23 protein-coding genes are annotated in these 24908 nt (G+C 59.9%); 11 read left to right on the top strand and 12 right to left on the bottom strand.

The annotated features are described in order from the left end of the window. The first annotated feature begins 61 nt into the window (after window positions 1–61). The gene (locus K3J57_RS09560; RefSeq protein WP_259795584.1) at window positions 62–532 is read left to right on the top strand and encodes a hypothetical protein; all 471 of its coding nucleotides are present in this window, start codon (window positions 62–64) and stop codon (window positions 530–532) included. Window positions 533–756: 224 nt separating this feature from the next. Further along, complete coding sequence (locus K3J57_RS09555) at window positions 757–1764, top strand: hypothetical protein (RefSeq protein ID WP_259795582.1); 1008 nt, start codon at window positions 757–759, stop codon at window positions 1762–1764. A gap of 287 nt (window positions 1765–2051) precedes the next feature. Here the strand turns inward: K3J57_RS09555 and K3J57_RS09550 are convergent, their stop codons facing one another. The 9 genes from K3J57_RS09550 to K3J57_RS09510 form a co-directional block, all read right to left on the bottom strand. Beyond that, on the bottom strand, window positions 2052–2849 hold the full coding sequence (locus K3J57_RS09550; RefSeq protein ID WP_259795579.1) for a hypothetical protein: 798 nt from the start codon (window positions 2847–2849) through the stop codon (window positions 2052–2054). A 168-nt stretch (window positions 2850–3017) separates the two neighbouring features. Then, on the bottom strand, window positions 3018–4253 hold the full coding sequence (locus K3J57_RS09545) for an aspartate kinase (RefSeq protein ID WP_259775559.1): 1236 nt from the start codon (window positions 4251–4253) through the stop codon (window positions 3018–3020). 298 nt (window positions 4254–4551) lie between these two features. Then, entirely contained in the window at window positions 4552–5196 is a 645-nt protein-coding gene (locus tag K3J57_RS09540; protein WP_259795575.1) for an SDR family NAD(P)-dependent oxidoreductase, read from the bottom strand. An 81-nt stretch (window positions 5197–5277) separates the two neighbouring features. Further along, window positions 5278–5757 (bottom strand): DUF1178 family protein, encoded by a 480-nt coding sequence (locus K3J57_RS09535; protein WP_259783955.1) that lies wholly within the window; start codon window positions 5755–5757, stop codon window positions 5278–5280. A gap of 113 nt (window positions 5758–5870) precedes the next feature. Next, entirely contained in the window at window positions 5871–6287 is a 417-nt protein-coding gene (locus K3J57_RS09530; RefSeq protein WP_259791082.1) for a VOC family protein, read from the bottom strand. A gap of 90 nt (window positions 6288–6377) precedes the next feature. Continuing rightward, window positions 6378–6878 carry an NUDIX hydrolase gene (locus tag K3J57_RS09525; RefSeq protein ID WP_259775557.1) on the bottom strand — a complete coding sequence of 167 codons (501 nt, stop codon included), beginning with the start codon at window positions 6876–6878 and terminating at the stop codon, window positions 6378–6380. Window positions 6879–7450: 572 nt separating this feature from the next. Then, window positions 7451–9166, bottom strand: a complete 1716-nt coding sequence (gene metG, locus K3J57_RS09520) for a methionine--tRNA ligase (RefSeq protein WP_259791078.1) — start codon at window positions 9164–9166, stop codon at window positions 7451–7453. 259 nt (window positions 9167–9425) lie between these two features. After that, window positions 9426–10736: an Hsp70 family protein gene (locus tag K3J57_RS09515; protein ID WP_259795573.1), complete on the bottom strand. Its 1311-nt coding sequence runs from the start codon at window positions 10734–10736 to the stop codon at window positions 9426–9428. A gap of 72 nt (window positions 10737–10808) precedes the next feature. Further along, window positions 10809–12077, bottom strand: a complete 1269-nt coding sequence (locus tag K3J57_RS09510; protein ID WP_259783944.1) for an MFS transporter — start codon at window positions 12075–12077, stop codon at window positions 10809–10811. Between the two features lie 204 nt (window positions 12078–12281). Between K3J57_RS09510 and K3J57_RS09505 the strand changes: the two genes are divergently transcribed. Beyond that, complete coding sequence (locus tag K3J57_RS09505; RefSeq protein WP_259774143.1) at window positions 12282–13388, top strand: ABC transporter ATP-binding protein; 1107 nt, start codon at window positions 12282–12284, stop codon at window positions 13386–13388. Window positions 13389–13490: 102 nt separating this feature from the next. On the opposite strand, the gene K3J57_RS09500 is transcribed toward K3J57_RS09505, so the two are convergent. Beyond that, window positions 13491–14696 carry an MFS transporter gene (locus K3J57_RS09500; protein WP_259795566.1) on the bottom strand — a complete coding sequence of 402 codons (1206 nt, stop codon included), beginning with the start codon at window positions 14694–14696 and terminating at the stop codon, window positions 13491–13493. 319 nt (window positions 14697–15015) lie between these two features. Between K3J57_RS09500 and K3J57_RS09495 the strand changes: the two genes are divergently transcribed. The 4 genes from K3J57_RS09495 (at window position 15016) to K3J57_RS09480 (ending at window position 18105) form a co-directional block, all read left to right on the top strand. Continuing rightward, entirely contained in the window at window positions 15016–15231 is a 216-nt protein-coding gene (locus K3J57_RS09495) for a twin-arginine translocase TatA/TatE family subunit (protein ID WP_055189637.1), read from the top strand. Between the two features lie 74 nt (window positions 15232–15305). Then, a complete protein-coding gene (tatB, locus tag K3J57_RS09490) occupies window positions 15306–16088 on the top strand; it encodes a Sec-independent protein translocase protein TatB (protein ID WP_259791049.1) in 783 nt (260 codons plus the stop codon). Beyond that, entirely contained in the window at window positions 16085–17029 is a 945-nt protein-coding gene (gene tatC, locus K3J57_RS09485) for a twin-arginine translocase subunit TatC (RefSeq protein WP_259795562.1), read from the top strand. The genes tatB and tatC overlap by 4 nt, the downstream gene beginning before the upstream one ends. A gap of 218 nt (window positions 17030–17247) precedes the next feature. Then, window positions 17248–18105: an ATP-binding protein gene (locus K3J57_RS09480; protein WP_055189631.1), complete on the top strand. Its 858-nt coding sequence runs from the start codon at window positions 17248–17250 to the stop codon at window positions 18103–18105. Between the two features lie 122 nt (window positions 18106–18227). Here K3J57_RS09480 and serS read toward each other — a convergent pair whose 3' ends face one another. Then, window positions 18228–19520, bottom strand: coding sequence for a serine--tRNA ligase (gene serS, locus K3J57_RS09475; protein ID WP_259795561.1), 1293 nt, complete (start codon window positions 19518–19520; stop codon window positions 18228–18230). Window positions 19521–19606: 86 nt separating this feature from the next. Further along, complete coding sequence (locus K3J57_RS16110) at window positions 19607–20044, bottom strand: pentapeptide repeat-containing protein (RefSeq protein ID WP_511261546.1); 438 nt, start codon at window positions 20042–20044, stop codon at window positions 19607–19609. Here K3J57_RS16110 and K3J57_RS16105 point away from each other — a divergent pair. The 4 genes from K3J57_RS16105 (at window position 19938) to K3J57_RS09455 (ending at window position 24899) form a co-directional block, all read left to right on the top strand. Further along, on the top strand, window positions 19938–20441 hold the full coding sequence (locus K3J57_RS16105) for a pentapeptide repeat-containing protein (RefSeq protein WP_511261547.1): 504 nt from the start codon (window positions 19938–19940) through the stop codon (window positions 20439–20441). The two genes, K3J57_RS16110 and K3J57_RS16105, sit on opposite strands and share 107 nt — an antisense overlap. A 667-nt stretch (window positions 20442–21108) precedes the next feature. Continuing rightward, window positions 21109–21438 (top strand): preprotein translocase subunit YajC, encoded by a 330-nt coding sequence (yajC, locus tag K3J57_RS09465; RefSeq protein WP_173486647.1) that lies wholly within the window; start codon window positions 21109–21111, stop codon window positions 21436–21438. 76 nt (window positions 21439–21514) lie between these two features. Further along, a complete protein-coding gene (secD, locus tag K3J57_RS09460) occupies window positions 21515–24148 on the top strand; it encodes a protein translocase subunit SecD (RefSeq protein WP_259795559.1) in 2634 nt (877 codons plus the stop codon). Further along, complete coding sequence (locus tag K3J57_RS09455) at window positions 24141–24899, top strand: sulfite exporter TauE/SafE family protein (protein ID WP_259795558.1); 759 nt, start codon at window positions 24141–24143, stop codon at window positions 24897–24899. The genes secD and K3J57_RS09455 overlap by 8 nt, the downstream gene beginning before the upstream one ends. Window positions 24900–24908 lie beyond the last annotated feature (9 nt).

Below are 24908 nucleotides of genomic sequence, written 5' to 3'. Positions count from 1 at the left end.
ATGGGTGCGCTTTGCGCTTTTGACCTTTGACAAACCGACCGTAGGCGAGGATCATTCGCCAATGAGTAGAATGGTTGTCATTGGCCTGTGCGTGGGTGTTCTGGGGGGGCTGTTGGCGGCCTATCTGTGGCGTTTCCCCAATGATATCAGACACTACACCGAAGCTGATCTGCTGGGCTCAACCTGTGGGGAGCTTTCTGAAAAACATGAAGAGGTGATCTTTGCCTATCATGACGCATCGATTGCCCGGCAGCGCAAAACCGGCAGTTTCGATGATCCCGGCCTGCCTGCGGAGGATGTGCTGCCCCTCCTCATCGTGATGAAGAAGGTCATCCGCGACAATGAGATTGCGGGGTTGGATCTGACTCAGCCCTTTTTCCATTCCGCCTCGGTGGCGCCCCCAAGGCTGCATTCCGATTTCTACGCTGAAATATCCGCCATTTGCGCGACAGACCCCGCGATGGAAGCCGGTGCGGCAATGCTGCAGGCGGCAAGAAATCTTGACCTGACGCATAGGCCCGTGACCCGATAAGACCCGATCTTGGCATGCGCAAAGTGTCGGCGATACGGCGCTAGACTTTGATGGGAAACCTGATCATCATCCCTAAAGCGTTTCGAGATTAACTTGAGACACAAGTTGATTTCGAAACGCCCGCAACATCAGTAGGTTTCGAGCGTTTCGCCTCATCATTATGTCTCAATAATAAGGCGAAACGCTTTAGGATATCGTAAAGGCATTTCAAAGGGGTAGGGTGAGTGAGACACGCGTTAGGGGTCAGTCCGTTTTGTTTGGGAATTTTGCTGGCCACGGATGCGATGGCCGGATGTCCACAGGGACAGGAAGCGTTCACCTCCTGCCGGTTTGATGACCGCGGCACCGAGGTTTTTGTGTGTTTCGATGAGCAGGTCGCAACCTACAGCTATGGGCCGATCGGCGGTCCCCCTGATCTGTTCCTGTCCGAAACCATTGAACGGGTTGATTTTGAACCTTGGTCGGGGGTCGGGACGGCAATCGGCGAATCCGTCACGTTTTACAACCACGACTATGCCTATAATGTCGGCGGCGGTTTTGAACGACCGTTTTCCGAGGAAGAGATGCAGCAGCCGCAAAGGCGGTTTGGTTGGGTTGAGGTGACAGAAAGCGGCGTGCGGGCCGCCAGCCTTGAATGCACCCCCGAAACGGTCACCTATGGGTTCGGGGGCGGGCTTTATGATGCCAAAGTGGCGGCCGGTCAGAGCTGGGACTGGGACAGCAAGACCTGGATCTCGGAGCGCTCTACGTCCGTGGCCACGCCGATCCTGATGGAAACCCGCCAATATGGCGCCGACTTTGATTGCCTGCCCGCATCGGAATTTGGCATGAATGGCGTCAGGATGGGGGATCCGCTCGCGGCCCTTGGCAAGCTCGGAACGCCAGAGGCCACCGAAGAGACCTCTTTCAGCGATGAACCCATTGATCGGATGACGCTCATTGGCGCAGATATTGATTTCTTCCAGGATGTGGTTGTCACGATCTCTGCCAGCTCACCGCATTGGCAATTGCCCTCGGGTCTCAGGGTCGGCCTGACCCGTGGCGAGGTGATCCGCATCCTCGGACGGGTGCCCGCCAGCTATACCGCCCAGTCGCAGAGTTTCGCGATCCAGACCTGCCCGCAAGGTCAGGGGGCAGAGGAGGAGGTTCCTTTCGGCAAATGGTTTGCGCTGATCAAGTTCGGACAGGACAAGCACGTGAGCAGGCTGACCTTGCTAACCCCCCCGGAATAAAGCGTTTCGACTGTAACCTCGCCATCTCGACCAACCCCGCGAACGCTCCCTCTCGCCCCCTTTGCCTGAAGGATCGCGGGAGGAATGTCCGAGGATGACATGGCGATTTTGCAATCCCCGCCTTATGGGCAGAGGGGGTAAAGTAACAAGGCGACACCTCCACCCTTTGGTGGGAGTGTCGTTTGGTGCGTGGGTGCATTTAGTTTCTTCTCAAAAATCTGATGTTGAGAAGCCTGAAGCTCCAAAGTGAGATCACTTTAACGTGGCGAACTTGGAACTTTATATATTCACTCGTCGCAGGTTGGAAAAACCAAATCCATTTGCTTGTTAACAATGGCTTGGAAGCTTTTATAGGCCTCTGAAAAAACGGAAAACTCCCTTTTTAAGAGGTCAGAAGTCTTGGAAAGCTCCAATGTGTTCGTGCCTCCAAAAGTATAGGTAGCGCGCTCCCCAGTCCCGTCGCATATACGTTCCACTGGTGCGGCCATTTCAACGCCAATCAACAGCTCGTGGCGATGTGTGTATTTGTTTCTAAAATTCATCGTGGCTGCACGGTACGTCTGACCATCGCATTGCTCTAAATTTTTAGCAATTTTTCTCCACCCCCAACGTTTAGTGAGCTTGGCTGCTATCTCTTGGTCAATATCGATGTCTTTGGGCAGCTCAGTCTCACTCCATGTCGACAGGTCACTAAAGCGATTTGCGCGGTGTGATAGATGAGCAAGAGCGAAGTAAATCCGTGATTTGATGCTGTAGGGTAAGTTAAGTGCAACCACTGTATTACCGTGCAGAAATTCCTGATGGACGCGAAGTGTCTCTTCCCTGTTTACCCCATTCAATACTAGGTGCCATGCTTCGAAATTTCGAGCGTGTATCGAGAGAAGATTGATTGCATTTGCCAGATCAATGGCGTGACTTCTAGCCACATCGTACCATAAAAAGCTGTCCATTCCTGTCGATAGATGCAGATCAAAACTCTCAATGTGCGGCAGCCAGCGGTATGATAGTGGGGGCCCACAAAACTCGATCTGTTCCCGAGCTTCTGTGTACTCCGTATAGTACTCTGTTAATGTCTTTTTTTTCATAGCGTTCGAACAAGTCTGCAGTAGCTGTACAATTTTTCTGTCTTAGAGTGATAGATGGAATTTGGGAATTTGACAGTTATCGGAAGTTCATTCGTTCGCATCCCCAAAACAAAACCCCCGGCATCACACCGGGGGCTCTCAATTCACCAGCTGAGGTCGGAGGCGCGCTTACGCTTTCTCCAGCTCAAACGCGTCATGCAGCGCCTGAACCGCCAGCTCCATGTATTTGCGGTCGATCAGCACCGAGATCTTGATTTCCGAAGTGGTGATCACCTTGATGTTGATGCCCTCACGCGACAGCACGTCAAACATCTTGGCCGCCACACCGGTCTGGCTGCGCATGCCAATGCCGACGATCGACACTTTGGCCACATCCGTATCCGCCACGATGTCGTGGAAGTTGATGTTGCCCTGCTCTTTGGAATCCTGCATCGCTTTTTCAGCGCGCGCCACCTGATCGACGGGGCAGGAGAAGGTCATGTCGGTGCGACCTTCTTCCGAAATGTTCTGCACGATCATGTCCACATTGATCCCGGCCTCGGCCAGCGGCGTGAAGATCGCGGTGGCAATCCCGGGGCGGTCCGCCACTGAGATCAGGGTCATTTTGGCTTCGTCGCGCTGATAGGCGACACCGGATACGGCGTTTTGTTCCATGATTTCCTCCTCGTCGCAGACCAGCGTGCCTGCTTCCGGGTCATATTCTTCAAAGCTTGAAAGGACGCGCAGCTTGACCTTGTAGCGCATCGCCAGTTCAACCGACCGGGTCTGCAGCACCTTGGCGCCCAAGGATGCCAGCTCCAGCATCTCTTCAAAGGCGATCTTGTCCAGCTTGCGCGCCTTGTCGGAAATGCGCGGGTCGGTGGTGTAAACCCCGTCCACATCGGTGTAGATGTCACACCGCTCGGCCTCAAACGCGGCCGCAAAAGCCACGGCGGTGGTGTCCGATCCGCCGCGCCCCAGCGTGGTGATCCGACCCTCGGGGCTGATCCCCTGGAAACCGGCCACAACGGCCACTTTCATGCCCTCGGCAAATTTCTCGTTGATATTGTCGCTGGGGATCTCTTCGATCCGGGCGGAACTATGCGCGCTGGTGGTTTTCACCGGCACCTGCCAGCCCTGCCAGCTGCGCGCCGGAATGCCCATCTCCTGCAGGCGCAGCGCCATCAGACCCGCAGTCACATTCTCGCCCGAGCTCACCACCGCGTCATATTCACGGGCATCATAAAGATGCGAGGTGTCGCTGACCCAGCCCACAAGCTCATTGGTTTTGCCGGACATGGCCGAGACAATGACAATCACGTCATAGCCATTGGCCACCTCACGCGCCACCCGCTTCGAGGCGCGCGCAATCCGGTCCAGGTTGGCGACCGAGGTGCCGCCGAATTTCATCACCAGAGTTGGCATGGTTCCCCCATCCCTGAATTTTCGTCCGGCCCGTCTTACGCAGGGTCGGCGCAAAGGGCAAGACAGGATCGAACCCGCACGCCCCTCTGGACGCAATAAAACCGTGGGAATGGCCCATGTTTGCGATGTAATGCGACCCGGCCGCACACCGCCCGCGCACAGTGGCCCCATCCCGCCTCATCCAATGCGCGCTTTCTCCCGCCGCCCTCTTCCTCTTGCCACAAATATCCCGGGGTGAGGGCGCAGCCCGAGGGGCAGCGCCCCTTTCCCCAATCCCAATGTCACGCTCAGAACAGCGTTAAAACGGGTGCGGCTGCCTGTTCCAGGTTTCAAATGCGCCCGTCCTGTCCATCGACAGCGCGTCAAATCGCTGGGTTAGCCCTGCACAGGCCTCTTCTACCGTAATATCCGCCTCATCTCCCCCCATATCGGTCTTGACCCAACCAGGGTGATAGATCCCCACCGCAACCCCCTGCGCGGCCAGATCCGTGGCCAGGTTGCGCCCCAGGTTCAGGACAGCCGCCTTTGAGGCGCGGTAAATGTAACTGCCCCCGGGCGCGTGGGTATGACTGGCCATGGTTGACGAGAGGATCGCGATTTTCCCCTTCGCGGCCAACAGGTTGGGCAACAGGGTTTGCACGGTCTGAAACACGCCGGTCACATTGGTGGCAAATGTGTCTGCCCATTGTTCAGCCGGGTATCCATCCTCCAGACGTTCAAATTTATCGAGATAGACACCGGCGTTGCAGATCAAGAGGTCAACGGGATCCTCCCGGATCGCCTCCTGCAGCGTGGCAAAACTGTCGGGCACGGTCACATCCAGCGCCACCATGCCCTCCTTGCCGCCCCGTGCGGTGCCGATCACCGTCTCGCCCCGCGCCAGATAGCTGTCATACAACGCCCGTCCGATGCCACGATTGGCCCCTGTGATCACCACTTTCATGTCACCCTCTCGATCCTGTCGATATGCCGCCAGGGTATCAGAGTGCGCACACCGGGTCACGGGGCCTTTGTCGGGCAGGGATCAGTTGGTTTTGCGCGTCGGGGTGAAGGGCAGGGGCATGACCGGCACGCCTTCCTCCAGCAATTCCTTGGCATCTTCCAGCCGGGCTTCGCCATAAATCGGCCGGTCGGGGCGTTCGCCCAGATGCATGGCGCGGGCCTCGGACACGAACTTGTCCCCCACATAATCGCTTTCCGCCTCAACCTTGGCTTTCAGCTCGGCAATCTGGCGGGCGATCTCCGGGTCCGGCGCGGCGGCCACGGGGGCAGGCGTGTCCGGGGCAGGGGGCGCAGCGGGGGCGGGCAGAGGCTCAGACGCGGTCGCCACCGCATTACGCGACGGGCGCACCTTTGGCGCCATCAGGGATTTCTCCACCTTGGTGGATCCACAGTCGGGGCAGGTCACCATGCCCGCCGCCTTCAGGCTGTCAAAGGCCTGAGCGTTCTGAAACCAGCTTTCGAACCCGTGGTTCTGGTCACATTTCAAGGCGTATCTGATCATTTTGGCCCCATCTTCCCGGCGTCCTTTAATATGGAAGGGCAGGTGGGGCATGGCAAGGGGGATAAGCGTTTCGGGACAAACCAGACGCGCAGGGTAAGCGGAAACGCTTTAGGTTACTCACTGCGCCCCGGTTCTTCGGGATTGTTGGAAAACAGGGCGATCTTGTTGCCGTAAGGGTCGCGCAGGTAGCCCACGTAGAAATGCGCGCTATAGGCCGCACGAAACCCCGGCGTGCCTGCATCTACGCCGCCCGCCGCCAAGGCAGCGGCGTGAAGGTCACGCACATTTTGTTGGAAACGCGCATCAAATGCGACCATGCTGCCATTTCCCGCTGAGGCCGGTTGCCCGTTAAATGCGGGTTTCACATAGATTTCGGGCTGAGGGGAGGGCTGGCTGGCCGTGGTGGGAAGCGCAAAACTCACCCCCTCGGCGCTTTCTTCCAGCGTATATCCAAGGGCGGGCAGAAAAGCGGTGTAAAACCGTTTTGCACGATCCATGTCATCCGCACCGAGAGTAATATAAGCTATCATGGGTCCGCTTCTTTTCGGGCCACGGCCGTAGGAACCTGACACGTCGCTGGTGGCGAGGCAGGTGACAAGGCAGGTGGCAAATCGGGGGGGTTACCTGTGCAATGCCTTGGGATCAAACGCTTTGATGATCTGGCGCAGCTCCGGTTCGCTGATCATCTGAGCCGCCTTTTTCTGGCTCACCCATTTGCGCCGCCTCTGCCCGGCTTCGGGAAAGTTTTTCAACAGTTTCTTGACCTTGAGCGGGAAAATCGCAACGACGCAAGGAAGTTTCTCCCCCGCGTGCCCCTTGTCATAGGCATAAAATCCCAGTACCTGATGGCTCAGCTTGCCCTCAGCACCCGCCTCTTCATACGCTTCGGTCGCAGCCGCGCCTGCGGGGGTTTCCCCATCCATCGGCCAGCCCTTGGGCACAATCCATCGACCACTGCCGCGCGAGGTGATCAGCAGGATCTCGACCTTGCCATCCTTGATCCGGTAAGGCAGCGCGCCAAACTGGGTGCGCACGGATCGCTTGTCGGAAAGCGAAAGCCGGATTGGTTTCTGTTTTCCCTTGGCGATGGTCAATTTACTGCCGCCTTTGCTGTCGCCCATGGTTTAGCTCCCCCATATTTTTCGGGGATTGTCTTATCTTTTCTTTAAAGCGTTTCGAGATCAACTTGAGACACAAGTTGATTTCGAAACGCCCGCAACACCAGTAGGTTTCGAGCGTTTCGCCTCATTATTGTGTCTCAATAATAAGTCGAAACACTTTAAGATAGCGCGACTTTTCCCAAACGCCAAATAAAACGGGCGGCGCGTGGCAGGATATTGCGGTTTGGTGATGTCGGGGCACAACATGCGGACGCGGCGCCCCAGCTCGCTTCCGGGGCGTTTGGCGGCACCCCCTCGGTCACGGCACCCCTTGGGGGCAGCAGATCCTGATGCATGAGCAGGGTCACGCGCAGGGTGATCCCCAGAAGTTAAAGCGTTTCGGTTTTAACCTGACACAGGGCAAAACCGAAACGCGGCAAGAGATATCAATGTCGTGGGCGTTTCGGAATAAACATGTGTCTCAAGTTTATCCCGAAACGCTTTATCGGATAGGGCAGGCGGGTCCAAATTACAAAAGCCGCGCTTGGCGGCACGGCTTTTGTCGGTTTTCATGCGGGCGTCGCGGCCTGCGATCAGTCGCGGGTGCCTGCAAACCGCTCCTGCCAGCCTTCACGCTCTTCGTCCGAGATCTTGGCGAACAGGTTGTCCGGCACGGTAAAGTCATGCCCGGCCTCAAGACGCGACAGCGCCTCCCCCACATCACCCGGCCACGCCATCTCGATCTTCATTGCCTCAGCCAGTTTTTCCGCCGCATCGGGGATGAACGGGGCTGACAACACTGCGTAAAGCGGGATCAGGTTCAGGGCCAGACGGATCTGAGCGGCCGCCTGATCGGGGTCTGTCTTGAAGGTGGCCCAAGGCGCGGCGGATTGCAGATATTCATTGCCCGCCACCCAGATGCCGCGAAGCGCTGAGGCTGCCTTGCGCACATCCATCGCTTCCATATGGCCCTCATAGGCGCGGATTTTGGTGCCGAGATCCGCGATCAGAGCGGCCTCTGCCTCACCATATGCCCCGCCCGCCGGCACCGCTTCCGAGAATTTGGAACGGCAGAACTTGGTCACGCGGGAGACGAAATTCCCCAGCACGTCGGCCAGATCTTTGTTCACCGAAGCCTGGAAGTTTTCCCAGGTGAACTCGCTGTCCGAATTTTCCGGTGCGTGCGACAGCAGCCACCAGCGCCAGTAATCCGCCGGCAGGATCTCCAGCGCCTGATCCATAAAGACGCCGCGCCCCTTGGAGGTCGAGAACTGCCCACCGTCATAGTTCAGGTAGTTGAAGCTCTTGATGTAATCCACAAGCTTCCACGGCTCTTCCGAGCCCATGATCGTGGCGGGGAAACTAAGCGTGTGGAAGGGCACGTTGTCCTTGCCCATGAACTGCACATACCGCACGTCGTCCGCGCCCTTGTCCACGCGCCACCAGCGCTCCCAGAACTCCGGCCCTTCGCCCTTTTCGTCGGCCAGCTCGGCGGTGGCGGCAATATATTCGATCGGCGCGTCGAACCAGACGTAAAAGACCTTGCCTTCCATGCCCGGCCAATCCTGATCGCCCTTCCTGACCGGCACCCCCCAGTCCAGATCGCGGGTGATGCCCCGGTCCTGCAGTCCATCGCCATCATGCAGCCATTTCTTGGCAATCGATGTGGTCAGCACCGGCCAGTCGGTCTTGGTGTCAATCCACTGATCCAGCGCGTCTTTCAGCTTTGACTGGCGCAGGTAAAGATGCTTGGTCTCGCGCACTTCCAGATCGGTGGAGCCGGAAATGGCCGAGCGCGGGTTGATCAGGTCGGTGGGATCAAGCTGCTTGGTGCAGTTCTCACATTGATCCCCGCGCGCACCGTCATAACCGCAGTTCGGGCATTCGCCCTCGATGTAACGATCCGGCAGGAACCGCCCGTCGGCGTTGGAGTAAACCTGCTTCTCGCTCACCTCTTCGATATAGCCGTTTTCCGCCAGCTTGCCCGCGAAATGCTGGGTCAGCTTGTGGTTCTGCGCACTGGAGGAGCGGCCGAAATTGTCGAAAGACAGGCGGAACTGATCGGCAATACCCGCCTGCACCTCATGCATCTCGGCGCAGAACTCCGCCACCGGCTTGCCGGCCTTGGCCGCGGCCAGTTCAGCGGGCGTGCCGTGCTCGTCGGTGGCACAGATGAACATGACCTCGCGCCCCCGCCCGCGGTTGTACCGGGCGTAAAGATCGGCAGGCAGCTGGCTGCCCACAAGATTGCCAAGATGCTTGATCCCGTTGATATATGGGATCGCAGAGGTGATGAGAACGCGGTTCATGTGCAGATTTCCGTTTATTGGCCGTAATGAGGGCGAATTCAGGTTCGCGCCTGTCTACGCGGAATTTGGTGAAAGGGCCAGAGGGCAGTGACCTTGAGGAGCCTAGCGCGCAGAATGGGGCTTTGCCCCCGAGCCTGCGGCTCTCCCCCAAGATATTTGGGGCAAGAGGAAGATGGCAGGTGCTCTTTTCCTCTTGCCGAAAATATCCCGGGGTGAGCGAGCTTGTCTCGCGAGGGGCAGCGCCCCTTTCCCCGGTTGTTCAGGCGGGGGGCTGGGGCGCGGGGGCGGTTGCGATTGCCAACCCGTCCACCACGGCGGTGAATGCTTCGGAATGGGTGAGGTTTGCCTGCGGGCAGGTTGCCGTGATCACATCCGACACAAGATGCATCAGGCTGGAGCCGCCGACCAGGATCACCCTGTCAATCTGTGCAGGCAGGCAATTCGCCTGCATCAAGGTCTGATAGATCGCCCCCTTCAGGGCCTCGTCGAACCGGGCCTCGGGGCCGGTCAGGGCGGCGGTCATGCTGCCCGGAGTGATCGGTGCGGACAGGTTGCGTTCGATGAAGGCCATGTCGATCATCGCGCGGGGTGTGGCGGCATTGGCGGCGATTTTCCCGGCTTCGACGGCGAAGGCCAGCTCATGGCCCAGCTGGGTTGTGATCACCTCTTTGAGGCGGGTGAGTTTTTCCGGGTCGATCGCATGGGCCAGCAGGTCGTCGACCTTGCGCTCGGTCTCTCGTGTATAAAGAAAGGGGATCATGGGCCAGGTCGACAGGTCCTGGAAGATCGCTTTGGGCATTGGCAAAACGCCCTCGCCAAAGCTGCGTTTCAGGGTGCCCCCATGCCCCAGAAGCCCCATCACATGGGTCAGGGAAATGCGCTGGTCAAAATCGGTTCCCCCCAGCCGGATGCCATGACTGGCGAGGATCTCAACCGTGCCGCCATTGTCGCGGTAGAGGGTGAAATCCGACGTGCCGCCGCCGATATCGACGATCATCCCGGTCTGCGCGGTCGCGTTCTCACCAGGTTTGTGACAGGCAAGTTGGTGACAGGCAAGGGCGGCGGCTTCGGGTTCGTATAGGAACTCCACCTTTTCAAACCCGGCGGCAAGGTAGCAGGCGCGCAGGTCGGCCTCGGCCTGTTGGTCCTGAGCGTCGTTGTCCGAGTGAAACCGGACCGGGCGGCCGGAAACTGCGTGGGTAAAGCTCTTGCCTGTTGCGGCTTCAGCCCGGGTTCTGACCTCGATCAGGAAGGCGGTGATCACATCGGCAAGCGTTTGGCGTTTCCCACCAAGCAGGCGGCTTTCATGCAGAAGGGGCTGGCCGAGGATGGATTTCAGCGCGCGCATATAGCGCCCCTCTTCACCGTCGATCAAAGCGTCGGCTGCGGCCCGGCCAATCCGCATCGGGCCGCCGTCAGAGGGGAAGAACACCGCCGTGGGCAATGTGTCATATGCGCCTTCAACGGGGATCCGGCGGATCCGGTTGCCGTCGATCAGGGCGAGCGCGGTGTTGGAGGTGCCGAAATCCACGGCCAGAACGCAGGGCTGTTCCGGGGCGGTATCGGACATCGGCATGCAAGCGGACATGTGCACGGTCCTTTCAGGCGTCGGGCTGTGGCAGGTAGGGGTGAACGCGCGGTGCTACGGTTTCCCGCCGGTTCTGTCAAGCTTGGTCGCCGGGGCCGATCTCTTGCGCTCGCGCATCCGCCCAAACAGCCGCCCCATCGAGAACGAGGTGCGCGGCGTATAGGTATAGGGGGTCTTGTCCTCGACCGTGGGGCGCACCCGCATCCGGCTCAGGCCAAATAGGATCAGCCCCAGATGGCCGATGGCGACAAAGGCAAACAGGGCGGGGGGGCCAAAGGCATCAATCAGGTTTGATGAGACATAAGGCGAGGCGATGGCCCCAATTGCGTAGAAGAACATCAATGCGGCAGACAGCTCCACCCGTTCGGCGGAACTGGCGAAATCATTGGCATGGGCGGCGGAAACCGAAAAGATCGGGAAAGTGGTGAAGCCAAAAAGCCCGGCTGTCAGGAAGGCCACCTGAGTGCCCATCCCGCTGGAAGCCACGGTCAAAGAGCAGCTCAGAATCGCCGCAACCGACAGCCAGATCAGCACCCAGCGCCGGTCATATTTGTCCGCAATCCACCCGGTCGGAAGCTGCGCCAGCGCGCCGCCAAGCACGAAGGCGGCGAGGAACCAGGCCAGCTGCCCGGTCGCCAGCCCCACTTCCTGACCATAGATTGGCCCGACCATGCGAAAGGCGGCTGAGGTGATGCCGGCGACCACACAGCCCGCAGCCGCCAGCGGGGAGCGGTGCCAGGCAAGACCGGGTCGCAGCCGCGGGGTGTCCGGGGTTTCCGGCTGGCTGGCCCGGGTCAGCGTCAGCGGCAGGATCGCCGCACAGCAGATCAGCGCCAGAAGGTTGTAACTTACATAATGGGCCGGGGTCAGAACGCCGATCAGCAACTGGGCCGCCAGCGATCCCCCCATATCCACCGCGCGATAGCCCCCCATGGCCCGCCCGCGGGTTTCATTGGTGATCTTGGCATTCATCCAGGCTTCGATCACCGTATAGGCCCCGGCGACACACAGGCCCGAGGCCACACGCATCAGCGCCCAGGCATAGGGGTTGATCACCAGCATATGGGCCAGAAGGCCAATGGCCCCCAGCGCCGTGAACACCGCAAAGGCGCGCGAATGCCCGACGCTGCCCATCAGGCGCGGCGACCACCAGCAGCCGATGAAAAACCCGACGAAATGGGCGGAACCGAGCAGACCGATCTGCGATTTTGTAAACCCCAGCGTCAGCCCGGACAGCGCATCCAGTGGCCCCACCCCGCCCGTGCTGAGCTGAAGCAGGATCACGGACAGAAGCAGGGCGGCAAAGGAAATCAGCAGGCGCATCGGGCCCTCCTTGCGGGGAATGTTTGCGCCAGCATCGGAGAGCGGTGCGCAGAAGGCCAGCCCATTTGCGACAAAACCGGTGTCGTTTGCCAATGCTTTCCCGCTTCAGGCGGGGCAGGTGGCTTGCGGGCGCGTCTCAGGGCTGCTATCCGGGCTAAGTCTGATCTAAACAATCGGAATTGCCGTCTGAAGAAAGGTCCGCCCATGCTGGACGCCAGCCCTTCTCCTGCTGCCCGCCCTGCCGCGCGGCTGGAAATCCGCAACCTCGAACGCCATTTTGGTGGGCAAAAGGTGGTGCGGGGGATCTCACTGACCGTGAATGCGGGGCAGGTGACCTGTCTGCTTGGCCCCTCCGGCTGTGGCAAATCCACCACGTTGCGCATCATTGCGGGGGTGGATGAACAGGATGCGGGCGAGGTGTGGATGGATGGGCAGATGATGGCCGGTCCGGGCGTGTTCGTGCCGCCGGAAAAACGCCATATCGGCCTGATGTTTCAGGATTTTGCCCTGTTTCCCCACCTGTCGGTGGCCGACAATGTGGCCTTTGGGCTGACCGGGTCGCGCACGGAAAAACGCCTGCGCGTGCAGGAGCTTTTGGAAAAAGTGGGCCTGCTGCGTTTCATCGACAAGTTCCCGCATGAACTCTCAGGTGGGGAGCAGCAGCGCGTGGCGCTGGCCCGTGCCCTCGCGCCGCGCCCGTCGATCATGCTGATGGACGAACCGTTCTCGGGGCTGGATAACCGGCTGCGCGACGGGATTCGTGATGAGACGCTGACGCTTTTGAAAGAAGAGGGCACCGCGGTGGTGCTGGTCACCCATGAGCCGGAAGAGGCGATGCGCATGGCCGATCAGATCGCCTTGATGCGCGACGGTGAGATCGTGCAGCGTGGCGCGCCCTATAATGTGTATAACGCCCCCGTGGACAAAAAGGCCGCCGGGTTCTTTTCCGATATCAACGTGATTTCCGGGCTGGTGCAGGGCGCGCTGACCGATACTGCTTTTGGCCAGTTCCTGGCCCCCGGCATGCCGGATGGCACCAAGGTGGATATCGTGATCCGCCCGCAGCATCTGAAGATCGACTTTGACCGGCAGGGCAAGGGGCCGAACCCGACCGTGGCCCATGGGGTCTGGGCGCGGGGCGAGGTGACCCGGGCACGGTTTATCGGCAAGGAAAGCCTGGTTGAGTTCTCGATGCAGGACGGGTCCTGCCTGACCGCAACCGTGCCGTCGGTCTTTCTGCCCAAACCGGGCACGCCCTTGTGGATCGCCATTCGCCGCGACCGCTGTTTCGTGTTCCCGGCCGAGGCGTGATCCTCTGAGGGGATTTCCCTGCTGAGGGTCTGGCCTGCTGAGGGGCTGGCCGGACAAGCGCGGTCAGTGCGGGCGGCTCCAACCAGCTTCAGCCAACGCCGATCAGCGCGCGCGGCCCAGCCGGTGTGCACCCAGATAAAGCAGGCAGCCGACCCCCAGCACAAGGACCAGCGCCGCAAGCATCAGCGCATAGCCTCCTGTTTTCCAAAGCAGCGCCCCCAAAAAGGGCGACAGGGCGGATCCGGCCAGAAAGGGCAGGGCAAGCGCGCCGGTCTTGGCCCCGAAATTGTGCGCCCCAAGGATCTCTCGTGCCAGAAGCGGGCGCAGGATGCTGACCACCCCAACCGCGCTGCCGAACAGAAGGACAAACCCGGTCAGGCTGGCCGGGCTGTGCGCGCCCAGCAGCAGGAGCAGGACAGAGAGGGCCATCGACAGGAAGGCGGCAATCGCCACGCCATGGGTCGAGATATAGCGCTCCGACAGCATCATCGCCATGCGTCCCGCCACCTGCATCGGGCCGATGAACGAGGCCACCAGCACCGCCATATCCGGTGGCAGCCTCCGTTCGTCCAGAAGCGGCAGAAGATGGTGCAGCGTGCTGCCATGGGCCACGGCAAAACAGCTGAAAGCAAGGGCAAGACACCAGAAGGCGGGGCGGCGCAGAAAGGCGCGGGGGGCTTCCGGGCTGTCGTGCAGCACCGGGGCCTGTGGCCTGCCGCGTTCCAGCTGGCGTGCGCCAAACCACAGCAGCGGCACCACCACAAGGGCCACCAGCCCGGCCAGGACCTGCACCGCGTGGCGCCAGCCAAAGGCTTCGGCCAGCGCGTGGGTGGTGGGAAAGCTCAGCGTGCCGGCAAAGCCCGCAACCAATGTGATCAGGATGATGCCACGCCGCGCATCCACGCCGCGGGCACGGGTGACAATGGCAAAACATGGCTCATAAAGACAGCCCGCCATCGCGCCGCCAATCACGGCCCAGATCAGGTAAAACTGCCACAGGGCGCTGATATAGGAGAGGGTAAAGAGCCCCCCCGCCCCCAATGCGGCAGACAGGCTCAACAGCGCAGCCCCCCGGCCCATGTCGATCACCCGCCCGCTCAGCGGCGAGGCAAGGGCCGAGACCAGCACGGCAAGCGCGATGGCGCCGGTCAATTCGGTCTTGGACCAGCCCAGATCCTGTTCCCACCGCAGCAACAACGCGGGAAACACGTAGTAAATCGACGCCCAGATCAGGGTCTGACCAAGGGCAAGCGCAGAAATGGCAGGGTCGCGCAGCATCGGGCCTGTTCCACCTGTCTGAAGGGTCACGGTCCGGGGAAACCGGATCTGCCCTGATCAGACATGAATTTCACCGGTGAACCAATGAAAATCCGCACCCCCGCTCCTATTTTGAAACCGCTCGCCAGATCGCGGGGCGACCTTCGATACTGGCAGAGGTACGGGCAAAGGGTCGGGCACAGGGTCCGGCGCGGGGGCGTGCAGGGCGGGGAACGGGACCAAAGCCGTGCCAAAGGGGCTAATTGCCGGAAAATGTGCTTTCGGGCTTTGATATTTGCCGACAAGGGAATACATATCTGTTCTGAATAGATTGGATGGCGGGGGGACCCGCCTGGTGAGGGAGACACTTATGCTCAACAATATCGGCCTGCCCGGCCTTCTTCTGATTGCCGTTGTGGTTCTGGTCCTGTTCGGCCGGGGCAAAATCTCGTCGCTGATGGGCGAGGTTGGCAAGGGCATCACCGCCTTCAAGAAAGGTGTTGATGACGGCAAGAAAGAGATCGAAGAACAGGCGGCGGACGTGGCCAAGGACGTCACCCCCGAAGAAGACAAGGAAAAGGCGTAAGCCGCAACCGGTCCGGTCCGGGGTGACGGGGATGACCCGCGCCTTGCCCGGACAACGTGCTGGGGACGCTCTCCATGTTTGATATCGGGTTTACCGAGCTTTTGGTGATCGGGGTGGTCGCCCTGATTGTGGTGGGTCCCAAGGACCTGCCGGGTATGTTTCGCACGCTTGGGCGGTTCACCGCACGGGCCCGCCAGATGGCGCGCGAATTCAGCCAGGCCATGAATGAAGCCGCGGATGAAAGCGGCGCCAAGGACATCGCCAGCACGCTCAAGGGCGTGAGCAACCCCAAATCCATGGGGCTGGATGCGCTGAACAAGGCCGCTGAAGGGTTCGAGAAATGGGACCCCGGCAAGGCGCTGCGCGACCAGAAGGCCGCGGATGCGGCCACCAAGACACCCGAATTGTCGGAAGAACGCGCCGAAGTGGCCCGCAAGATCCACGAGGCCACCGCAAAAGCCGGTGCAAAGGCCAATGCGCAGGCGGCGGCTGAGAAAACGGCCGAGAAAGCTGAGAAAACGGCCGAGAAAACGGTGTCCGCAGATCCTGACCCGGCCATGGAAACGTCCAAACCAGCCGCCAAGAAAGCGCCGGTGAAACGGGCGACAGGTAAACCGGTGGAGCGCAGGACCTCTGAAGACGAGGGCGCGGCCAAACCGGCGGCGAAGAAGGCCCCGGCCAAGGCTCCCGCCGCCAAAAAGCCCGCCGCCAAAGCTGCGACTGCAAAAAAAGCCGCCACGGCAAAGGCGCCTGCCAAAAAAGCACCGGCCAAAAAAGCTCCTGTCAAAAAAGCCCCTGCTAAAAAAAACCTGACCAAAAAGACAGCTCCCAAACCATCGGACGCACCTGACGCATGACCAAGACCGACGAAATCCAGGACAGTGCCGCGCCACTGATCGAGCACCTGACCGAGCTGCGCACCCGCCTGATCCATTCCGCCATCGCCTTTATCATCGGCATGGTGATCTGCTTTACCGTCTGGAACCCGATCTTCAACTTCCTCACCGAGCCGCTGTGCCAGACCATGGCCGAACGCGGGCAGGCGGATTGCGGGCTGATCCTGATCAAGCTGCAGGAAGGCTTCTTTGTTGCGGTGTCGATCTCGCTGTTTGGCGGGCTGGTGCTGTCCTTCCCCTATATCTCCTACCAGATGTGGCGCTTCGTGGCGCCGGGGCTTTACAAGAATGAAAAGGCCGCGTTCCTGCCATTCATGATCGCCAGCCCGGTGATGTTTTTCCTCGGCGCAAGCTTTGCCTTTTACGTGGTGATGCCGCTGGCCTTCGACTTCTTCCTGGGCTTCCAGCAATCCGGCGGCGTGGGGGAAACCGACGTGCAGGCCTCGATCGATTTTCAGGGCTCGGTGCAGGAATATCTGCGCCTGACGATCAAATTCGTGGTGGCCTTCGGGCTGTGCTTCCAGTTGCCGGTGCTGCTTACGCTGATGGGCAAGGCCGGGCTGGTGTCCGCCAAAGGGCTGGGCGAGGTGCGCAAATACGCCGTGGTTGGGATCCTTGTGCTGGCCGCGCTTGTCACCCCGCCGGACGTGATCACCCAGGTGATCCTGTTCGTGGTGGTCTATGGCCTTTACGAGATCTCGATCTTCCTTGTGGGCCGGGTTGAGAAAAAGCGCGAAGAAGAGCTGCGTGCCCAAGGTCTCTGGTTCGAGGATGACGACGAAAGCGAAGAGGGCGACAAAGACGCAGATGAAGATGGTGAGCTGCTCGCCGAGTTCGACGAAGACCCCGAAGGCGAAGATGACGCCGACATCGACGAGGGCGCCACTGACAAAGGCAAGTAACCCTTGAGAAACCCAAAACAAAAAGCGCGCCCGATTAAGGCGCGCTTTTTCTTTTTGTGGGTCATCGGTTCAAACAGGATTCGGACCCGCATAGCTCCCGGTGGCCCGTCTTCAAAAACTTTAAAGTTCCGCCTTCTCGCCCTTTAAAGACTTTAAAGTTTTGTTGTTTCAGCCTTTAAAGAGTTTAAAGTTTTCATTCCCCGCAAAGGAACGCGATTATGGCGAGCACCAGCTTGGATCCCAACGTAATGACCCGCATCGCCGAGGCGCTGGAGCGCATGTCTCCGGCCCCTCTGGCCGCTCCTGATTTCGGTCTGGCGGACGCCTTTGTCTGGCACACCGGTCCCGATCGGCTGGCGCCTGTGCCGCAGGTCAATCGGGTGGCGATCGACCTGCTGATTGGCGTCGATCGCTCGCGCGATACGCTGCTTGAGAACACGCTGCAATTCGCCCGTGGCCTGCCCGCGAATAACGCGCTTTTGTGGGGCGCACGGGGGATGGGGAAATCCTCGCTGGTCAAGGCGGTTCATGCCGAGGTTCTGGCGCGGGGAGAGGCGTTGAAAATCGTGGAATTACAAAGGGAAGACCTGCCCAGCGTGGCGCGGCTCCTGAACCTTCTGCGCGGCTCTGAGCACCGTTTTCTGCTGTTTTGTGATGACCTCAGTTTCAGCCATGACGACCAGCATTACAAAAGCCTGAAGGCGGTGCTGGATGGGGGCATTGAGGGGCGGCCGGAAAATGTGGTGTTTTACGCCACCTCGAACCGTCGCCATCTGATGCCGCGAGACATGATCGAGAACGAACGCCAATCTGCGATCAACCCGTCTGAAGCGGTGGAGGAGAAGGTCTCTCTGTCGGATCGGTTTGGCCTGTGGCTGGGCTTTCATCCCTGCTCTCAGGATGAATATCTGTCCATGATTTCAGGCTATTGTGAGGCTTATGGGGTCAGGGTTGACCCGGATACACTGCGCGCGGAAGCAATCGAATGGCAGGCCACGCGCGGTGCCCGGTCGGGCCGGGTGGCGTGGCAGTATTTCGTGGATCTGGCGGGGCGCAAAGGGGTTGCGCTGGGCTGATGGGGGAGGGGCTCTGCCCCTCGGCTTTCAGCCTCACCCCGAGGTATTTGACGCAAGAAAAAGGCATAAGAAAAAGCCCGGCAGGTTTGGCCGGGCTTTTGTTTTTTAATGAAATCAGCCTCTTAAGCCAGCTCACCCTCGGCGGTGATGCGGGTTTTTCCGCGCAGGTAGGGGTGCAGGGCTGCGGGCAGGTCAACGGATCCGTCGGCCTGCTGACCGTTTTCCAGGACAGCAATCAGCGCGCGGCCCACGGCGAGCCCTGATCCGTTCAGCGTGTGCACGAATTGTGGCTTGCCGCCTTCGGCCGGCTTGTAGCGCGCGTTCATGCGGCGGGCCTGGAAATCCCCGCAGGTCGAGACGGAGCTGATCTCGCGATAGGTGTTTTGCCCCGGCAGCCAGACCTCGATATCATGGGTGCGTTTGGCGCCGAACCCGATGTCACCCGTGCAGAGGTTCACGGTGCGGTAGGGCAGTTCCAGTCGTTCGAGAATATCCTCGGCGCAGCGGGTCATACGGGCGTGTTCTGCCTCGCTTTCCTCGGGTTTCGTGACCGACACCATTTCGACTTTTTCAAACTGGTGCTGGCGCAGCATGCCGGCGGTATCGCGCCCTGCGCTGCCTGCTTCTGAGCGGAAGCATTGGGTGTGGGCCACATAGCGGCGCGGCAGGTAGCCTTCGCTCACGGTTTCGCCGTTGACGATGTTGGTCAGGGTCACCTCGGCCGTCGGCACCAGCCACCAGCCATCTTCGGTCTTGTAGCTGTCTTCGCCAAATTTCGGCAATTGCCCGGTGCCATACATCATCTCTTCCTTGACGAGGACCGGCGTCCAGGTTTCGGTCAGGCCGTTTTCTTCGGTGTGCACGTCGAGCATGAATTGCGCCAGCGCCCGGTGGGTGCGGGCCACGGCACCCGAGAGCACCATGAAGCGCGAACCGGACAGTTTGGCGGCGGTTTCGAAATCCAGCCCCGACTGCACGGCGGGCAGGTCGTAATGTTCAACCGGTTTGAAATCCATCTCGCGCGGGGTGCCCCAGCGGTTGATTTCCACGTTGTCGTCTTCGTCTTCGCCAGCCGGCACATCGTCATAGATCGTGTTGGGCAGGCCCATCAGGATCTCGGTGAGCTTGGCATCAAGCGCCTTGGCTTCGTCATTCAGGCGGGCGATTTCGGATTTCTTTTCCCCCACCAGCGCGCGCAGGCGTTCAAACTCTGCCTCATCGCCACGGCCCTTGGCGGCGCCCACTTCCTTGGCGGCTTTGTTCGCCTCGGCCTGCGCGGTCTCAGATGCGAGGATGGCGGCGCGGCGGGTCTCATCCAGCGACAGCAATTCACCTGAGACACCGTCGAGGCCCCGACGGGCCATCGCGGCGTCGAACGCATCAGGGTTGTCACGGATCAGGCGAATATCATGCATGTCATTGTTCCTTAAACACAGGTGGGCGCCCCCTAACGGGCGCTATCGCCCATATGCCAGTTTGGGCGCGGCAGGGGAAGGGGGGATTAGTCGTTGCGGTGTTGGGGCGGGATGTAGGCGTCGGGATCGCTGAGGAAACGCCGATACTCCTCCTGATAGGTCTCATTATCCAGTTTCGCATCCGGCCAGCGATCTATCGGGAAGGGCACATCATCTGGCAGGATCACAGAGCGATCACCGAAAGCTGATTTGACAAACTCTGTGACATATTCAGCATCAGATAGGTTCACCGACCTTAGAGCTGAGGCAGTTGTTTCGGCATCTTTGAGGTCGATGGATTTATCGAACGTTGCCCAATGAAGCCGTGCCCTATTGAGCTTAGCCCCGTTGAGCTCTGCCCCACCGAACTCTACCTCGTTGAGCTCTGTCCCAAAGAGCTTTGCCCTATTGAGTTCTGCCTCATTGAGATGGGCCTGCCTGAGCTTCGCGCCATTGAGCCTTGCCTCATTGAGCTCTGCCCAAATGAGCCTTGCCCCATTGAGTTCTGCCTCATTGAGCTTTGCCTCATTGAGCTTCGCGTTATTGAGCGTTGCCTCATTGAGCTTAGCCCCATTGAGCTTTGCCCCATTGAGCTTTGCCCCATTGAGCAACGCCCCATCCAGATGGCAGTCGTTCAATATCGCATGTTCAAAGTTGAGGTGCTCCAGCCGCATGGCCTGTAGATTAACCCCGGATAAGTCGATGGCGAGATCCTTGGGGGGAATGCCGGTTTTCTCAGACAGGCGCCCCAATACCTGTGCGGCGGATTCCATGTCTGAACGTTTTACCTGTAGATTTTGCGCCCAGTGCCGGATCCCATCTGGGGTTGCGCCCTCTGGTGGTGTCTCCGGCCGGTGTTCGCGGGTCAGTTCGCGCAGATGAACACAAAGGGTGCGGGCGATGCGGGGGGCTTCGAAGGGTCGTTCAATTGCCAGTGCTTCCAACCGGTCAATGGCCCCGTTGCGTTTGATAATGTCGTCTTTCCAGATGTCCACATAGCCGTCATCGCCTTGCCTTTCCGTGACTTGATAGCGGGCATGAAGGCTTTCAATTGCTTCGTTCAGTTTGTCATTGAACAGTTCGTCGCGTGCCGTTTCGACTTGCCTGTGAGCGACGACAGATCTCCAGACGATAAAAGGAAAGCCAACAACAGCCGCGAGGGCGAGGCCTGCGTCTCGGATGTTTGGTATTTCTTTCGAGAACAGAATGGATTGGGCAAGGCGAGTGAAAATGCCGACGATAAGCAAGAAAACCAGCAGAACAAGGATCACCCCAATCAAGCTTCCCAGCCAGCGGGCTTTGGTGAACTCTTTTGGAACCCGGTAACCCAACCAGCCCAGAAGTGATGAATCGTCGTTGCGCATAAATAACCCCAGATTGAATGCGCCCCCACAAAACACCATTGCCCGCCGCCTGTCACCCGCCTTCTTGGTCGCTTGTGCAAACCTTCCCGCGCTCCCTTGCTGGACAAGCAATGGGCCCCCATATAGGGTGCGCGCCAGACAGGTGGGGCGGGTTCTTTGTCGCCCCGGGAAGAAAAGGAAATAAGATGTTTGTAACTCCGGCTTTTGCCCAGGCAGCGGGTGCGCCTGCGGGCGGTATCCTCAATTCGATGCTGATCCCGATGCTGCTCATTTTCGCGATCATGTATTTCTTCATGATCCGTCCGCAGCAAAAGAAGATGAAAGAGCATCAGGCGATGCTGGGGGCGCTGCGCCGCAATGACAAGGTGGTGACCCAGGGTGGCATCATCGGCAAGGTTACCAACGTCAAGGACGAGGCCGAAGTTGAGGTCGAGATTGCCGACGGTGTGAAAGTGCGCGTGATGCGCTCCACCATCGCCAAGGTGGTGTCGAAAACCGAACCGGTCGAGGGTTAAGCCCCTCATCGCGCGGCCCGGGCAAGCCCCCCGAGGCCGCGTTTTCTTTGTTACACGGGCAAATTCGGGCAGGCACATGCTGCAAATTCCGCTTTGGAAACGACTGGTGATCTGGGGTCTGGTGATCCTGGGTCTGTATTTTGCGTCCCCCAACGGGTTTTACACCCGTGTGGAAGTTCACAATGACGCGGTGAAGGCGATTGAAACCACGGGCACCACGGCCGAGCTTGAGGCGGATCGTTCCGCCTGGCCGGACTGGGCGCCGAGCGGCCTTGTCAATCTCGGGCTGGACCTGCGTGGCGGCGCACATTTGCTGGCCGAAGTGCAGGTTGAGGATGTCTATGGCGCGCGTATGGATGCGCTTTGGCCCGAAGTGCGCAACCTGCTGCGCGATGAGCGCGACACGATTGGCACCATTCGCCGTCAGGACAGCAAGCCTGATGAGTTGCGGGTGAAGATCTCACGCCCCGAGGCGCTGCCTGAGGCCATTGCAAAAGTGCAGACACTGGCCCAGCCGGTGGTCAGCCTTCAGGGTGTCGGGTCTACCGATATCGAGGTGAGCGCGGGCCGTGAAGGCGAGTTTGTGGTGACGCTGTCGGAGGCGGAACGCATCGCAACCGACGACCGCACCATCCTGCAAACCCTTGAGATCATTCGCCGCCGTGTGGATGAGGTGGGGACGCGGGAACCGACCATCCAACGGCAGGGGCGGGATCGGATCCTGATCCAGGTGCCGGGCATCGGATCGGCCTCGGAGTTGAAAGAAATCATCGGCAAGACTGCCAAGCTGACCTTCCACCCGGTCACCTCGCGTACGTCGAATGCCAATGCAGATCCCGGTCCCCGGGGCGTTCTCTACCCGTCGCTGGACGAGGAAAACACCTATTACGCGCTGGAAAAAACCGCGGTTGTGACCGGGGAAGAGCTGAATGATGCGCAGCCTGCCTTTGATCAGAACGGCCGGCCTGCGGTGAATTTCCGCTTCAACGTGTCCGGTGCGCGCAAATTCTGCGACTATACCGGCGAAAATGTTGGCTCGCCTTTTGCGATTGTGCTGGATGAAGAGGTGATCTCGGCCCCGCGCATCAATGAGCAGATCTGCGGCGGGTCGGGCATTATCACCGGCAACTTCTCAATCGAGGAATCGACCAATCTGGCGATCCTGCTGCGGGCGGGCGCCTTGCCGGCCGAACTGACCTATGTGGAAGAGCGCACCATCGGCCCGGAACTGGGGCAGGACAGCATTGATGCGGGCAAGATTGCCTCGCTGGTGGCGTTTGCCGGTGTGCTGATCTTCATGGGGCTGGCCTATGGCTGGTTCGGCATGATCGCCAATGTGGCGCTGATCCTGAATGTCGGCATGATCTTTGGCCTTCTGTCGATGATCGGGGCAACCCTGACGCTGCCCGGTATCGCCGGGATCGTGCTGACCATCGGGATGGCGGTTGACGCCAATGTGCTGGTGTTCGAACGGATCCGGGAGGAGCTCAAGGCGGGCAAAGGGCCCGCGCGGGCGATCGAGCTGGGGTATGAAAAGGCGCTGTCGGCCATTCTGGATGCCAATATCACCACCTTCATCACCGCCGTGATCCTGTTTGTCATGGGCTCTGGTCCGGTGCGCGGCTTTGCGGTCACGCTGGGGCTGGGGATCATCACCTCGGTCTTCACCGCGATTTTCCTGACCCGGCTGATGATTGTCATGTGGCATGAGCGAAAAGAGCCGCGTGATCTGGAGATCAAGGGCATTCGTCTGGCGCCGCAAAACCGTGTGTTCGATTTTTTCAAAACCACGCTTGCGACGCTTGGGGCGTCGGGGCTGGCGATGGTGGCCTCGGTTGTGCTGTTCTTCGTGATCGGCCTGAATTTCGGCATCGATTTCCGTGGCGGCACCACGATCCGCACGGAAAGCACGCAGGCCGTGGATGTTGGGGTCTATCGGGATGCACTGGCGCCGCTTGCGTTGGGGGACATCACGATTGTGGAAGTGAATGACGTGAATTTCCGCGACGACCAGCATGTCAGCCAGATCCGCATCGAGGCGCAGGAAGGTCAGGAGGCGATGACGCCCGAGACCATGGCGACCATCGAAAACGCGCTGGCCACGGTGGATCCTGCGATCACCTTTCCAAGCGTGGAATCGGTTGGCCCGAAAGTCTCGGGAGAGCTGATCCTGACGGCGATCTATGCCGTTCTGGCAGCGATCGGCGCGGTGCTGGTCTATATCTGGCTGCGGTTCGAATGGCAGTTCTCGCTGGGGGCGGTGGCCGCTCTTGTGCATGACGTTGTGCTGACCATCGGCGTGTTTGCGCTTCTCGGGATCAAGTTCGACCTTGCGATTATCGCAGCCCTTCTGACCATTGTCGGCTACTCGCTCAATGATACCGTGGTTGTGTTTGACCGGGTGCGTGAGAACCTGCGCCGTTACAAGACGCTGGAGCTCAGGGAAGTGTTGAACCTGTCGATCAATGAAACCCTGTCGCGCACCCTGATGACCTCGCTTACCACGCTGATCGCGCTGATCGCGCTTTACGTGCTGGGCGGTGACGTGATCCGTGGGTTTGTGTTTGCGATGATCTGGGGTGTCGTTGTCGGGACCTACTCGTCGATCTTCGTGGCCTCGGCCATCCTGTTGCGCCTCGGTGTGAAGCGCAATTGGGACAAGACCGAGACGAAGGATCTGGGCAACGAGTTTGCCAATATTGATGCCTGATATCCTGCTCCAAGCCCTGGCCCTGCCGGGGCTTGGAGGACTTTTGGCTGCGGCCTTTCTGGCGGGGCTCGTGCGCGGGTTCGCAGGCTTTGGCACCGCGCTTATCTTTCTTCCCATCGCATCACAGGTGATTGACCCGGTGGCCGCCGTGGCGGTGCTGATTGTGATGGATATTGCCGGCCCGCTGCCTGCCTTGCCCGGCGCGTTGCGTGACGGGCATCTGCGGGACCTGATGCGCCTGATCGGCGGGCTGATCCTCGCTTTGCCGCTGGGGCTTGCGGTGTTGTTTGCGGTGGACCCGTCCGTGTTCAAACTGGCGGTTTCACTGGTCAGCCTTGCAATGGTCCTGGCGCTGGTTTCGGGGTTTCGGTATCACGGCGAGCTGACCCCACGACTGGTCTGGGGCACAGGGGGGATGGCGGGGTTGCTGGGCGGGGCGGCTGGCATTCCCGGCCCGCCGGTGATCCTGCTCTATATGGCCTCCCCCCTTCCGGCCAGGGTGATCCGCGCCAACAATACGGCTTTCCTGCTGGCCTATGACGTGATCTTGCTGGCGGTGTTCTTGCTGCTGGGCCGGCTTGTCGGCCTGCCGCTGGTGCTGGGGCTGGTTGCGCTGTTGCCCAACCTTGCCGGAAACCTTCTGGGCAACTGGCTGTTTCGTCCCCGCCTGAGCGGGCTTTACCGCCGGGTTGCCTATATCATCATCGCGGGATCCGCCCTGTCCGGGCTGGTTTCGGTTCTGAACAGCTGAGGAGTGTCA

Source organism: Aliiroseovarius crassostreae (genome assembly GCF_025137635.1).
GTDB classification, from domain to species: domain Bacteria; phylum Pseudomonadota; class Alphaproteobacteria; order Rhodobacterales; family Rhodobacteraceae; genus Aliiroseovarius; species Aliiroseovarius crassostreae.
This window is presented reverse-complemented; position numbering and strand designations above follow the sequence as displayed.

What these genes read in the sequence shown, in the direction of transcription:
- K3J57_RS09505 (WP_259774143.1), top strand. Translation starts at nt 12,282, where the DNA reads ATGCTGGACGCCAGCCCTTCTCCTGCTGCCCGCCCTGCCGCGCGGCTG.
- tatC (WP_259795562.1), top strand. Translation starts at nt 16,085, where the DNA reads ATGACCAAGACCGACGAAATCCAGGACAGTGCCGCGCCACTGATCGAG.
- K3J57_RS09540 (WP_259795575.1), bottom strand. Translation starts at nt 5,196, where the DNA reads ATGAAAGTGGTGATCACAGGGGCCAATCGTGGCATCGGACGGGCGTTG.
- K3J57_RS09545 (WP_259775559.1), bottom strand. Translation starts at nt 4,253, where the DNA reads ATGCCAACTCTGGTGATGAAATTCGGCGGCACCTCGGTCGCCAACCTG.
- K3J57_RS09530 (WP_259791082.1), bottom strand. Translation starts at nt 6,287, where the DNA reads ATGATAGCTTATATTACTCTCGGTGCGGATGACATGGATCGTGCAAAA.
- K3J57_RS09525 (WP_259775557.1), bottom strand. Translation starts at nt 6,878, where the DNA reads ATGGGCGACAGCAAAGGCGGCAGTAAATTGACCATCGCCAAGGGAAAA.
- K3J57_RS09480 (WP_055189631.1), top strand. Translation starts at nt 17,248, where the DNA reads ATGGCGAGCACCAGCTTGGATCCCAACGTAATGACCCGCATCGCCGAG.
- K3J57_RS09455 (WP_259795558.1), top strand. Translation starts at nt 24,141, where the DNA reads ATGCCTGATATCCTGCTCCAAGCCCTGGCCCTGCCGGGGCTTGGAGGA.
- serS (WP_259795561.1), bottom strand. Translation starts at nt 19,520, where the DNA reads ATGCATGATATTCGCCTGATCCGTGACAACCCTGATGCGTTCGACGCC.
- K3J57_RS09510 (WP_259783944.1), bottom strand. Translation starts at nt 12,077, where the DNA reads ATGCGCCTGCTGATTTCCTTTGCCGCCCTGCTTCTGTCCGTGATCCTG.
- K3J57_RS09535 (WP_259783955.1), bottom strand. Translation starts at nt 5,757, where the DNA reads ATGATCAGATACGCCTTGAAATGTGACCAGAACCACGGGTTCGAAAGC.
- K3J57_RS09560 (WP_259795584.1), top strand. Translation starts at nt 62, where the DNA reads ATGAGTAGAATGGTTGTCATTGGCCTGTGCGTGGGTGTTCTGGGGGGG.
- K3J57_RS09495 (WP_055189637.1), top strand. Translation starts at nt 15,016, where the DNA reads ATGCTCAACAATATCGGCCTGCCCGGCCTTCTTCTGATTGCCGTTGTG.
- metG (WP_259791078.1), bottom strand. Translation starts at nt 9,166, where the DNA reads ATGAACCGCGTTCTCATCACCTCTGCGATCCCATATATCAACGGGATC.
- K3J57_RS09515 (WP_259795573.1), bottom strand. Translation starts at nt 10,736, where the DNA reads ATGTCCGATACCGCCCCGGAACAGCCCTGCGTTCTGGCCGTGGATTTC.
- tatB (WP_259791049.1), top strand. Translation starts at nt 15,306, where the DNA reads ATGTTTGATATCGGGTTTACCGAGCTTTTGGTGATCGGGGTGGTCGCC.
- secD (WP_259795559.1), top strand. Translation starts at nt 21,515, where the DNA reads ATGCTGCAAATTCCGCTTTGGAAACGACTGGTGATCTGGGGTCTGGTG.
- yajC (WP_173486647.1), top strand. Translation starts at nt 21,109, where the DNA reads ATGTTTGTAACTCCGGCTTTTGCCCAGGCAGCGGGTGCGCCTGCGGGC.
- K3J57_RS09550 (WP_259795579.1), bottom strand. Translation starts at nt 2,849, where the DNA reads ATGAAAAAAAAGACATTAACAGAGTACTATACGGAGTACACAGAAGCT.